Annotated in this window: 7 protein-coding genes and 2 pseudogenes; 4 read left to right on the top strand and 5 right to left on the bottom strand. The window is 67.3% G+C overall.

Going from position 1 to position 11,546, the window contains the following annotated elements:
• Window positions 1-110, top strand: a pseudogene (locus tag C8P66_RS22965) (IS1595 family transposase); the annotation flags it as partial.
• A gap of 22 nt (window positions 111-132) precedes the next feature.
• Here the strand turns inward: C8P66_RS22965 and C8P66_RS22970 are convergent.
• From C8P66_RS22970 to C8P66_RS22990, 5 genes are read right to left on the bottom strand one after another with little or no spacing between them, the layout of a single operon-like run.
• Window positions 133-3,255 (bottom strand): type I restriction endonuclease subunit R, encoded by a 3,123-nt coding sequence (locus tag C8P66_RS22970; protein ID WP_111400616.1) that lies wholly within the window; start codon window positions 3,253-3,255, stop codon window positions 133-135.
• Window positions 3,252-4,598 (bottom strand): restriction endonuclease subunit S, encoded by a 1,347-nt coding sequence (locus tag C8P66_RS22975; protein WP_111400617.1) that lies wholly within the window; start codon window positions 4,596-4,598, stop codon window positions 3,252-3,254. Before C8P66_RS22975 ends, C8P66_RS22970 begins: the two co-directional genes overlap by 4 nt.
• The gene (locus tag C8P66_RS22980; RefSeq protein ID WP_111400618.1) at window positions 4,595-6,454 is read right to left on the bottom strand and encodes an ATP-binding protein; all 1,860 of its coding nucleotides are present in this window, start codon (window positions 6,452-6,454) and stop codon (window positions 4,595-4,597) included. The genes C8P66_RS22975 and C8P66_RS22980 overlap by 4 nt, the downstream gene beginning before the upstream one ends.
• Complete coding sequence (locus tag C8P66_RS22985) at window positions 6,451-8,289, bottom strand: type I restriction-modification system subunit M (RefSeq protein ID WP_111400619.1); 1,839 nt, start codon at window positions 8,287-8,289, stop codon at window positions 6,451-6,453. The genes C8P66_RS22980 and C8P66_RS22985 overlap by 4 nt, the downstream gene beginning before the upstream one ends.
• On the bottom strand, window positions 8,286-8,966 hold the full coding sequence (locus tag C8P66_RS22990) for a hypothetical protein (protein ID WP_146423046.1): 681 nt from the start codon (window positions 8,964-8,966) through the stop codon (window positions 8,286-8,288). Before C8P66_RS22990 ends, C8P66_RS22985 begins: the two co-directional genes overlap by 4 nt.
• Window positions 8,967-9,200: 234 nt before the next feature.
• Between C8P66_RS22990 and C8P66_RS24845 the strand changes: the two are divergent.
• From C8P66_RS24845 to C8P66_RS24220, 3 genes and pseudogenes are all read left to right on the top strand, one after another.
• A pseudogene (locus C8P66_RS24845) lies at window positions 9,201-9,452 on the top strand (HIRAN domain-containing protein); the annotation flags it as partial.
• Between the two features lie 21 nt (window positions 9,453-9,473).
• The gene (locus tag C8P66_RS22995; RefSeq protein ID WP_245903757.1) at window positions 9,474-11,117 is read left to right on the top strand and encodes a hypothetical protein; all 1,644 of its coding nucleotides are present in this window, start codon (window positions 9,474-9,476) and stop codon (window positions 11,115-11,117) included.
• A 233-nt stretch (window positions 11,118-11,350) separates the two neighbouring features.
• A partial coding sequence (locus C8P66_RS24220) for a hypothetical protein (RefSeq protein ID WP_211314257.1) occupies window positions 11,351-11,546 on the top strand: 196 nt, incomplete at its 3' end.

An 11,546-nucleotide genomic window follows, 5' to 3' on the forward strand; every position in this document is an offset into this window, starting at 1 on the left:
ATGCCTTCCGTTCGCTGCTCGGTATCGCCGGCAGAGTTCAGGCGCCGACCTACGCCGAGCTATATTCCGGCGCTTGGACGCACCCTACATGTGGTAGGGGTCTGCGTTAACCGGATAGGCACGGTTTCGGGCTCAGCCCGGCGAGGGTGGCGCCTCGTCCCCACGCCGCAAGCACTCCCACAGTGCCCCCGGCCCAAGCAGCACCGACAGCAGGCCCGCCTGAATCGCCTCCGAGTTCAGCGCCTGCCGGCTCATGCTGCCATGCGCCTCCATTGTCGAAATGATGGCGTTCAGCAGCTCCTCCCGCAGATTCGGCGAATTCACGAACTGCTCCCGCGTGTTCGCCGCGGCTTGGGCCCGCAGCGTCTCGCTCTCCATCAGCTTGGTCCGCACGCTTTCCGCGAAGGCGACCCTGTCCCCATCCGTGAGCTCCCCCTCGAACAGGTCGTTCAGGGCCTGGATGATCTGGGCCAGAAGCTGCTTTTGGCGGTCCTGGATCTCGCCGGACCCCACCTCCGTCACCGGCTTCAGCCCCTCCGCCGGCTCCCCGCCCGCCAAGTTCAGCTTCTGCTGCCCCAGGTCGCGCAGCTTGTGATGCGTCAGGCGCAGCGCCGAAAGATCGATCCCCTCACGCTCCCGCCCATAATCCAGCAGGGGCAGCAGCAGCCGGGCGAACAGATAGAGCTTCTCGAACTCCGTGTTGCCATAGTCGAACATCTGCCCGAGGAACTCATAGGCCCGCACGTAGCTGCCGAGGTCGCGCTTGAAGAGCAGCAGCGCCTCCATCTCATCCTTCGCCGCGTCGCTCGCCTTGGAGCCATCGGTGCCCCCGCGGACGGCCTGCTGCGCGTGCTTGAAGCGGGTCAGCAACCGGCTGCTCACCTGTCCCAGAGCCGCATCGAGATCACCCGGCGTCGCGCCCGGGGTCATCGCGACCTTGGCCACCCGCTCGACCTCGAAGCGGTCGTAGAAGCCGAGCGCGTCCAGCTTGCTGCGCAGGTCCAGCACCACATTCGGGTCGCTCACATCGGCGAGTTGCGCGGTGGTGTGGTACTGGCGGAAAGCGCCCAGTACCTCCTCCGGCTCATTCACGAAGTCCACGACATAGGTCGTGTCCTTCCCCGGATAGGCCCGGTTCAGGCGGGACAGGGTCTGCACCGCCTGGATGCCGCCGAGCCGGCGGTCCACATACATCGCGCAGAGCAGCGGCTGGTCAAAGCCGGTCTGGAACTTGTTCGCCACGATCAGCAGGCTGAACTCCGCAGTGGCAAACGCCTCGCGCATGTCGCGCCCGCGCAGCCCCGGGTTCATGTTGGCCTCGGTGAAGGGGTCGGGGCCGCTCTCCGGGTCGTTCACCTCGCCCGAGAAGGCCACCAGCACGCCGAGATTGTAGCGGCGCTGGCGGATATAGGCCTCCATCGCCCGCATCCAGCGGACCGCCTCGCGCCGGCTGGCCGTCACAACCATGGCCTTGGCACGGCCGGCCAGCAGGTGCGCCACGTTCTGGCGGAAATGCTCCACCACGATCTGCACGCGGGCGGCGATGTTGTGCGGGTGCAGCCGCACCCATCCCATGATGCCCTTTTTCGCTTCGCTGGCATCCACCTCCGTCTCGTCCATCTCGCGCCCGGCATGGGTCAGGCGGAAGGCCATGCGATAGGCGGTGTAGTTGCGCAGCACATCGAGGATGAACTCCTCCTCGATCGCCTGCCGCATGGAATAGGTATGGAAGGCCGCAGGCCGGTTGTCCGCCGCCGCCGGCCGCGACGGGTCCGGCCGCCGGCCGAACAATTCCAGCGTCTTGGCCTTCGGCGTCGCGGTGAAGGCGACATAGCTGATCGCGGCATCCTGCGCCGCGCGGCCCTTCATCTCGGCGGCGAGCAAATCCTCAAGGTCGAACTCGCCCCCGTCGTCGAGTGCCGCCGCCTCCTCCGCCGTCAGCGTCTGCTTGAGCTTCTGGGCGGCCTGGCCGGTCTGCGAGGAATGCGCCTCATCCGCGATCACGCAAAAACGCTTGCCCTGCATGCGGGCCAGGGCGCGCACCTGCTCGATGGCGAAGGGGAAGGTCTGGATGGTGCAGACCACGATCTTCTTGCCCGCTGCCAGCGCCTCCGCCAGTTCCTGGCTCTTGCTGCCGCCGTCGCCGGTGATGGTGGCGACCACGCCTTGCGTCCGCTCGAACCCCTCCAACGCCTCGCGCAATTGCCGGTCCAGCACCGTACGGTCCGACACCACCAGCACCGTGTCAAACACCTTCCGGTTTTCGGCATCATGCAGGTCGGCCAGGAAATGCGCCGTCCAGGCGATGGAGTTCGTCTTGCCGGAGCCCGCCGAATGCTCGATCAGGTAGCGCCCGCCCGGACCATCCGCCAGCACCTGCGCGACAAGCCGCCGCGTGGCGTCGAGCTGGTGAAAGCGCGGAAAAATCCAGCCGGTCAGGCGTTGCTTGCCATCCTTCACCGGCACCAAATAGCGGCCGAGGATCTCCAGCCAGGAGTCCCGCTGCCACACCTGCTCCCACAGATAGGCGGTGTCCGTGCCATTGGGGTTGTTCGGATTGCCGGCGCCGAAATCATGGCCCTGGTTGAAGGGCAGGAAGCGGCTGTCGGCGCCATCGAGGCGCGTGCACATCCGCACCTCGCTGTTGCTGACGGCGAAATGGACCAGCGCACCACCGGGGAAGGCGAGGATGGGCTCCGGCACGTTGCGGCCGGGCAGGCGCGGCGCGCGGTCGTAGCGGTACTGGTCCACCGCATCGCGCACGGATTGTGTGTAGTCCGATTTCAGCTCGGCGGTGGCGACGGGAATGCCGTTCAGGAACAGCACCAGGTCGAGGCTGCTCTCATGCGCCCCCGAATACCGTACCTGCCGGACCACGCGCAGCCGATTGGCGGCGTAGCGTTCGGCGAGCGCCGGGTTCATCGCCAGCGCCGGGCGGAATTGCACGAGGGCGATCGGCCGGCGCAGCCCCACCATGTCGAGCCCCTGGCGCAGCACCTCCAGCGTTCCTTGCCGGTCGAGCGCGGCGCGCAGCCGGTCGGCGAGCGCCAGGCCGGCCGCGGCGCCATGGGTTTTCGTCAACGCCTCCCACGCCTCGGGCTGGGTGGCCTGGACCCAGGCGGTGAGGTCCTCCAGGAACAGGCCGCGGGCGCGGTCGTGGCGGGCGGCGGCGCCGGGCTCGTAGAGCCAGCCATGCGCGGCGAGATGGGCGCAGATGGCGTCTTCCAGCCGGGATTCGCGGTGCGGGCCGGTCATGCGGCGGCGGCGTTTTTTTGCGGGACGGCGGCGAGGCCGCGCACGTCGATCTTGCCGGTGACGGCGGCGGAGATGAGGGCGGCGCGGCGTTCGCGGAGGAGGGCGATGGCGCGGTGGGCTTCAACGATCAGCGCATCCGCCCTATTCGTCTCGAAAATGAGGAGCGCTGCGATGTTTTCCTGCTCATCGCCGGGGGGCAGTGGCAACGGTACCTGACGGAAGTTTCCGTAGTTAAGATCCTGCCCGTCGCGGATAAAATTGGCTGTTGTTTGAAGTCCCTGGATGTAGGGCTTCGATTTGAATACGTACGAGAAGTACGAAGGCTTCGCTTTTTTAGAGGCAATTAGGGTGATGTACGATGATCGGACGCACCCTCTATTTCTTACACGCTCTATGCCGCCTTCAAAACTTCTCATGCTGATGACAAAATTATCGACTTCGACATGCTTTCTCTGATCCAAGTGCATCAGAGCATGCGTCACTTGCCGTCCTTCCAGGAGCTCGAATTCGGCTTGCGGAATGACACCGTATTTTTGCGTTGCGGAAAGCTGCTGGTCATCCGCATGGGCGCGTTCACGCCCCTCGGCAAAGAGCCAAGTGCTTGGAACTATCTCCCAATGCGCCGGCACCTGCCCCAGCCACGCCACCCCGGACTCCTTCATGGGCGCGCTGGCGTCGAGGCCCTTGGTGACGGCCTGGGAGATGACGGCCTGCCGCTTCTCCTTCAGCAGCGCGATCAGCCGCTCCTGCTCCGCCACCAGCGCGTCAATCTTGCCGGTCTCGCGGTCGAGGAAGCGCATGATCGCGCGCCGCTCCGCGGGCGGCGGGCAAGGCACGGGCAGTTCGAGCAGGTTCGTCGAGGAGATCGAGGCAAGGTTGGTGCTCTGCTTCGCCCGCGTCATGAAGAAGAAGCGGCCGCAATCCGCGCTGGTCACCAGCGCCAGCCACTCCGGCTCGATCCCGTGCGGTCGGACGGCGAACACGTGGTTCTGGTGGATACACGGGTCGATGGCGCTGTTCCACACCTGGCCACGTCCCAGCTTGTCGAAGTCGCCGCCCTCATTCATCAGCACGTCGCCGGGGCGCAACAGGTACCGGCCGAGGTCAGAGGCCGCGATCTCGATCTCGCTGACATCGTCGATGTCGATGAAGCCATCCTGCACATTGGCGACGCGCAGGTAGGGCACGCGGATGGTCTCGATGCCCTGGACGTCCTTGCCCTTCGCAATGCCTGTTTGCACCTGCGCGAGAAACCGCAGCCGCTTGACCGACCACCCGGCTGGCACAGGGCCAATCCAGGAAATGCCGCTGTCCTGATAGGCCAGGTAAGCAGGGAAGCTCATGCTGGCGGCTGCCGGGCGGTGCGATAGGCTTGATCGGGGTGTCGCGGCACGTCTGCGCGCGTCCGCTCCAGACGGCCCTCCTTCACCATCGCTCCGATCACGGTACGGGTGTAGGTTTCGGTCCGCCCGAGCAGGTCAGCCAGTTGCCCCACCGAGAGGGGCTGCCAGGCACAGAGCTTCTCCACCACGGCGTGCAAGATCCCCGGGTCAGTCCGCCGCCCAAGCAGATCGAGCAGGGTGCGCAGTTCCTCCGGCACCGGTGGCAGGCCGTTATCCTGCATGGTGACGGCCTTACCATGCATGGTAGCCGCCTTATCATGCATGCTGCCGTCATCGGCAGGCACGGCCGGACCTACAGCGCCCCCGGCCATCATGCCCGGCCCCGGACGGTAGATACGGCCGGTGGTGTTTCCCTCTGCCAGGAGGAGCCCAAGTTCGCAGAGCCGCCGCAGGTCCCGTGTGGCATCGGTGGCATGGCACTGGGCTATGTCGCGGTAGATGACGTTGTTGATCCGCCCCCTCTCCCGGACCACCACCAGGGCCTTCAGCATCTCGTCGGTCAGGCCCAGGCTCCGGAAGCGAGCGAGCCAAGCGACGTCCTCCTCCTCCAGGAAATGGTGGAAGAGGAAGGTGGCGGTGAAGGCATCGGCCTCCCGGTCGCTCTCGAAACCTGCGGGCGTAAGGCCAGCCCGGCGCATCTCGGTCTGCATGATGCGGATGCCAGTGCCCTTCGTCTCTGCGAAGTTCAGCTCGTGGAGCACCGCCGCAATGGTTGGGTTACGCGGCTCCGACCCGGGTTCGCCGAGGCGTTCAGGCGCTTTGAGAGAGTAGCCGGGATTGCGGATCTCCAGCCGGTTCGCGAAGCGAATGACCTGCGTCGGCTGCTGTGACCGGTAGCTCCGGTGCATCAGGGCGTTGACGACGGCCTCACGGATGACGCGGGTCGGCAGGCGCGGCTTGTCCTCCCGTTGCATCTTGCCCTCCGGCAGGTGGAAGGCGCGCGGGAGGTCGTCGAGGATCGCGGCTTGGGCGCGGCCGAGCAGCGTGACGAGCGGGCCGCGCATGTCGAGGGTCGAAGTGAAACGCTCCCCGTTCTCCGGCACCCAGTCCCGCCCAGGGACACGCACGTAGTCGAGCCGGATCATCGGAAGCAGCCGCCTCTGCGCGGCAGCACGGCCGAATAGCAGGAGGCCGGCGAGGGTGAGGATGGGGCCGCCGGGGCCGTTCTCGACGCAGCGGAGCGCACGGAGGAGGTCGAGGTCGCCCATGCGGAGTTCCTCGGCCGCCGGGTTTGTCGCCTGCCGCGTCGTCCGGTAGAGGGCGATCGCGTCAGGCTCAACGTCTTCCATCGTGGCCCCTTCCACCAAGGTGGCGTCGAACGGCGTGGTGCGGCGCTGCTGGAATAGCAGGGCGATGTCGTCCTCGGTGCACTTCACGTCGGCCGAGCCGAGGCGGCGGAAGGCGCCGCCCGGCAGAGGCTTGCGGGCAAAGTGTACCGGCTTCGAAGCAGGCGACGCTTCAGGCACGTCAACGATGAGGACGGCGCCGCCGTCTGCCTGCTCTGCGGTCACGGTGACCGAGAGCGGGGTGCTGAAGACGTTGCGGCACTGGGTGACCAAATCGGCCTGCACCTTGTCGGGGTCAGGCACGCCGCACACGCTGTAGTCGGGGAACAGCATGCCCTCGTCCGTCCGTTCGACGCCGAGTAGGATGGTACCGCCGCCGAGGCCGGGCTCGTTCGCGAACGCGCAAATCGTCTGTAGGATAGAGTCGCCGACCTGGGAGCCGCGCTTGACCTCCAGCCGCGAATTCTCATCAAGGGACCGAAGCTGGTCGAGCAATTCGCGTAGCCTCATGTCGCCAGCCCCGCGATCATGGTCAGGATGCGGTCCGTCGCCTGCTTCAGATCGGCATCAATCGCCGCCAGCGGTCGCGGCGGCTCGAACACGTAGAAATGCCGGTTGAAGGGGATTTCGTAGCCGATCCGCGTCTTCTCGTGGTCGATCCAGGCATCCTCCGCATGCGGCAGCACCTCGCGGGCGAAGTAGGTCTGCACGTCCTCCGTCAACGGCACGTTCTCAGTGTCGCGCAGCGCCGGGTCGGGCTGTGGCTTGCCCTTGGCCTTGCCCTTCTGGCCAAGCACCACCTGGCCCGCCGCGTCTCGCAAGGGCCGCTCCACGGTGATGCTGCGGTAGCCGAACTCCTCGGTGCGAAACAGGCGCGACATGCGGGCGAGCTTAACACTGCCGCCGTTTGGCGCCGGTGGCGGCGCCTCGCCTTCCCGCACCACCACACGGCTCACGCGGCCGTCCGCGGTGGTGACGGTGGCGAGCTGCGCCTCGACGCAATCGCCGAACAGGCGGGTCACGGCATCAACATCCGCCTCGGCCATTTCTCGGCGCTTGGAGCCGAGGCTCTTGCGCATCTTCTGCCACAGCGCGGAGGCGTCGATCAGCTGCACCAAGCCGCGGCGATGCTCCGGCTTGCGGTTGGACAGCACCCAGACATAGGTGGCGATGCCGGTGTTGAAGAACATGTCCGTGGGCAGAGCGATGATCGCCTCCACCAAATCATTCTCCAGCACATGGCGGCGGATTTCACTCTCGCCCGAGCCCGCGCCGCCGGTGAACAGCGGCGAGCCGTTCAGCACGATCCCGATGCGGCTGCCGCCATCCTTCGCCGGGCGCATCTTCGACAGCAGGTGCAGCAGGAACAGCAGCGAGCCATCCGAGATGCGCGGCAGCCCAGGCCCAAAGCGCCCGGCATGGCCCAGCTGCTCATGCTCGCGCCGGACTTCCTTCTCGACCTTCTTCCACTCCACGCCGAAGGGCGGGTTGGAGAGCATGTAGTCGAACTTCTGGGTCGGGTGGCCATCGGCGGAAAGGGTGTTGCCGGGCAGGATATTGCGGACATCCTGGCCCTTGATGAGCATGTCCGCCTTGCAGATGGCATAGGCTTCGTCGTTCAGCTCCTGCCCGAACAGCGTGAGCGAGGCGGCCGGGTTGTGCGCGCGCAGATGCCGCTCCGCCTCCGACAGCATGCCGCCCGTGCCGGCCGTGGGGTCATACACGGTGCGGACCGCGGCGGTGCCGGGGGTGAGGATGTCGCTGTCCTCGATGAACAGCAGATTGACGATGAGGGTGATGACGTCGCGCGGGGTGAATTGCTCGGCCGCCTGCTCGTTCGAGAAGTCGGAGAATTTGCGGATCAGCTCCTCGAACATCAGCCCCATGTCGCGGTTGCTGACACGGTCGGGGCCGAGGTCGAAGCCGAGGAATTTCTCGGTGATCTGGTAGAGCAGTCCGGCCTTCTTCAGCCGCTCGATCTGGTCCGCGAACAGGAAGCGCTCGAAGATGTCGCGCACCGCCGGCGAGAAGCCCTGCAGATAGGCGGTGAGGTTGATGGCGATGTTGTCCTGGTCGCCCAGCAGCAGCTTCAGGTCGAGCGGCGAGGTATTGGCGAAGGGCACGCCGGTGAGGCGGAGCAGGAAGGGCTCGGGGTTGATGCCCTTCGCCTGCCGCGCGGCCTGCTCGGCGAGGACGGCGGCTTTCGATGGGGCAAGTACGCAGTCCAGCCGGCGCAGCACGGTGAAGGGCAGGATGACCTTGCCGTATTCATAGGGCTTGTAGTCGCCGCGCAGCAGGTCCGCGACGGACCAGATGAGGGCGGAGAGGGATTGGGACTGGCTCATGGCGTGGTGCTCGCGGCTTCAGCTTTATCGCGGAACTGGTCGAGGGTGCGGCCATCCGGCAGGCAGGCCATGGTGTAGATGCGGATCGAGGTCCAGCCGGTGACGCGCTGGCCCCAATCGTTGAAGGAGAGGCGTTCGCCTTTGAATTCGACGGTCTGCCCGTCCAGCACCCAGGCGGCGAAGTCTTCGCGGCCACGGATGGTGAGGGTGGTGCCAGCCGCCAGGCGGCCAAGGGCGAAGAGGTCGTCGGTGGATTGCATGCGCCGCCGGGACTCGGCGCCGTTGGTCAGGACGCACCAGTCCACGCCGGCCGCATTGGCGTAATTCAGCGTCTGGACGATCCACTTCCGGTCATCGAGCGAACCGCCAAGCGGCTTGGCCTCGACGTAAAGCACCGGCGAACGATTGAGGAAGAGTGCGTAATCCACGGGATTGTCGCGGCGGTTGTGCCGATACTGGTTGCGAATTTCTGCGATATGGTCCCAGCCCAGCGCTTCGATTGTGGGCGTGATCAGAATTCGCTTGGTGTCTTCCTCCAATACCTGACCGCCATCGGCCCGCAGGCGGGCGATGCTGGCCGCGACCTGCCGCAGCGCCGCATGCAGTGGCCCAGGGCCGGCGGCGCCTGGAGGGGTTGAGATACGCGACATAGGGACAATCGACTCCGGCGGCGCCACGGCGCCAGCCGTAGACGTCCAAGTATTGATCATTGTGCCCAAGGATAAACCCGCTGTCATCCATCGCGCGGTCGGTCCGGGCGAAGTTCAGGCTGGTCGGCGTGGCTCTTCCCGCTGATTCGGACCCATTGCATCATCGCAAGCATGCCCCGCCGCCGTGACATTCTGAGCGCCGTTTCGGCCCTGGCGGCGCGGGTGGGCGTCGTTACGCCGGCGCCACCGGCCCCGGCGCCAATGGCAGCCCCTCTAGCCGCCGCCGCCAAGCGGGCACCGTTGCCCCTCGGGGACGCCTCGGTCGTCGGCACACGGTACCACGCCGCCCCTCGCGTCGCCGCGCGGTTGCGGGCCGGGCAGGCCCTGCTGCTGCGGCGCGAACCGGCGAATACGCGGGATCCCTGGGCGGTCGCCATCCACACGCCGGAGGGTGATCGGCTTGGCTACCTACCCCGGGGCGAGAACCGCCGCATCGCCGAGATCCTGGACGCAGGTGGTCGGATCGAGGCGGAGATGCTGGACGGCCATCCGTTCGAGGCCACGCCAGGGAACTGGCGGATCGCCGCCCGCCTGTCGCTGGTGGATGCCGGACCCGTGGCAGCCAGCCCGGCCGACGCGCTGGATCAGGTGGCGAATCTGCTCCAGGCGCAGCCGCTCCTGGCGGAGCGGTTCGGCGGACCCGACACGGGCGGGCGCGCCGTGATGCTGACCGGTCCTTGCGCCGGCTGGCAGCGGACCAAGGAAGTCGAGTGGGTGCCGCCGGGTGCCCTGCCGTTGCCCTCCTGGCAGGTTGTCGCGCAGGACTATCGCCTGGTCGGCGGCGAGGCGGCCCGAATCCAGACCGCGCGCGCCCTGGCGGAGGCCAAGCGGCTCGGGATCGCCATGCCCGGGCTGGAGGCCGCAACATCGTCCCCCACCCCCGCGGCATTGGCCAAACCGGCGGAGCGGCCGAGGCCGCTGCTGCGGGGCTGGCTGCCCGCGCCTGGCCGCAGCCTCGAAGCGGCGAAGGACGCGCTGCGGTACCTCAAGCTGCGCCCGGCACGCGACGACCCGCGCGGCCCGAACACTGTGCTGGTCCTGGACCGGGATGACCGTGCAGTGGGACCACTGCCGCGGCAGGCGGGTGAGATCATCTCCCGCCTGATCGGGGAAGGCTATGAGGTCGCGATCTTCGCCCGCGACCCCGGCCCACAGGCAACCGCCGAGGGCCATGTCAGCGTGCCCTACGAGATTTGCCTGCGCGGCGATGACCCTCCGCACATCGCGCGGAACAGGGCAGAGCTTCTGCTGCACCTCGCCCGCGTGGTGCCGGAGGCCTGGGATGTGGAGCGGCGGTTCGGAACGTCGCCGCCCGGTCTGCTCTGGCGATTCCTGGAGCGCGCATCGCCGATCGCCCACCGGAATGGGGGACGGCTGACGGTCGCCCAGGCGGAGGAGATCCTCGGCTGGGCGACGCCAGCACCAGAGGCGGACCACGATCCGGCCAGCGCGCAGGTGCCCGAGCCGCGGCGTCCTGCGCGCACCCGGGAGGGCATCGGCGATGCGCTGTCACCCAAGCGGCGGGGGCGTGGAATGCCGCTGCCGCAGCGCCTGCAGATGGTGGCGATCAGGCTCGAGGCCGGGTTGCACGAGACGCCGCAGCGCTTTGTCCCGGTCGCAACCTATGTCGCGGGTCTCGGCATGCGCGCGAAGCGTCGCTTCATGCAGTCGCTGATCATCGAGACTTTGGTTGAGGCAGTGCTGGACCCGAACTGCTCGGAGGCCGTCTGCCGCCTTCTCATCGAGGCGCGTGATCTTGCGCGGGCTGACTGCGCTGATCGCACGGGGCGGCGTCGCGCCCTGCTGGAAGCCGTCAGGCTGGCCGCCCCGCCGCTGCGTCGGCGTCGGAGCATCCATTGCCATGGCGCCATCACCACGGACCGACGGCTGCTGTTCCTCCGCGCCATTCTCACCGAGCGCGAGGATCAGGCGTTCGGCGTGGCGACGCTGCGATGGGCAATCGCCTACGCCATGGCCGACTACGACCACGATCACTTCGTCATGCGGGGCGCGCATCTCGGGCGCCGCGTGCGGCGATTGGCGGATTGGGTGGAGGCGGAGATGGCGACCAACGCCGGCCTCGCTGTCGAGCCCATTCGATGGGGAACGGCTCCATGAGCGCCGGCAGGGTCATGCCCTCCTGCTGCCGCCCGTCCAGGATTGCCTCGACGATGTCGGGGGCCAGCAGCGTGAGGCGCAGGAGGCGCGAGACATAGGACGAGTTGATCTTCTCGGCCGCCGCCAGTTCGTCGATCGTGCCGTAGCGGCCCGTCTCCATCATCCGCCGCCACCTGAACGCGCGGGCCAGTGCCTTCACCAACGTGGTGTCCGCAGGCGCGGAGCCCCGGCTGGTGGTGCTGCTCGGCGCGACCATCAGCTTTCGCCCGCCCCGCTGCTTCCGGACCACCAGTGGCACCCGCACGGTCAGCATCTGCGCGGCGCCAGTCATGCTGCCTTACCCCTTTTCCTTGCGTGCTGAAGGCTGCGAAGCTGTGGGCGCGCAGGCGATGCGGGTATGGTTGTCATGCTTGCTGCTGCTGATGGTTC

The organism is Humitalea rosea, assembly GCF_003253705.1.
In the GTDB taxonomy this organism is placed as follows: Bacteria; Pseudomonadota; Alphaproteobacteria; order Acetobacterales; family Acetobacteraceae; genus Humitalea; species Humitalea rosea.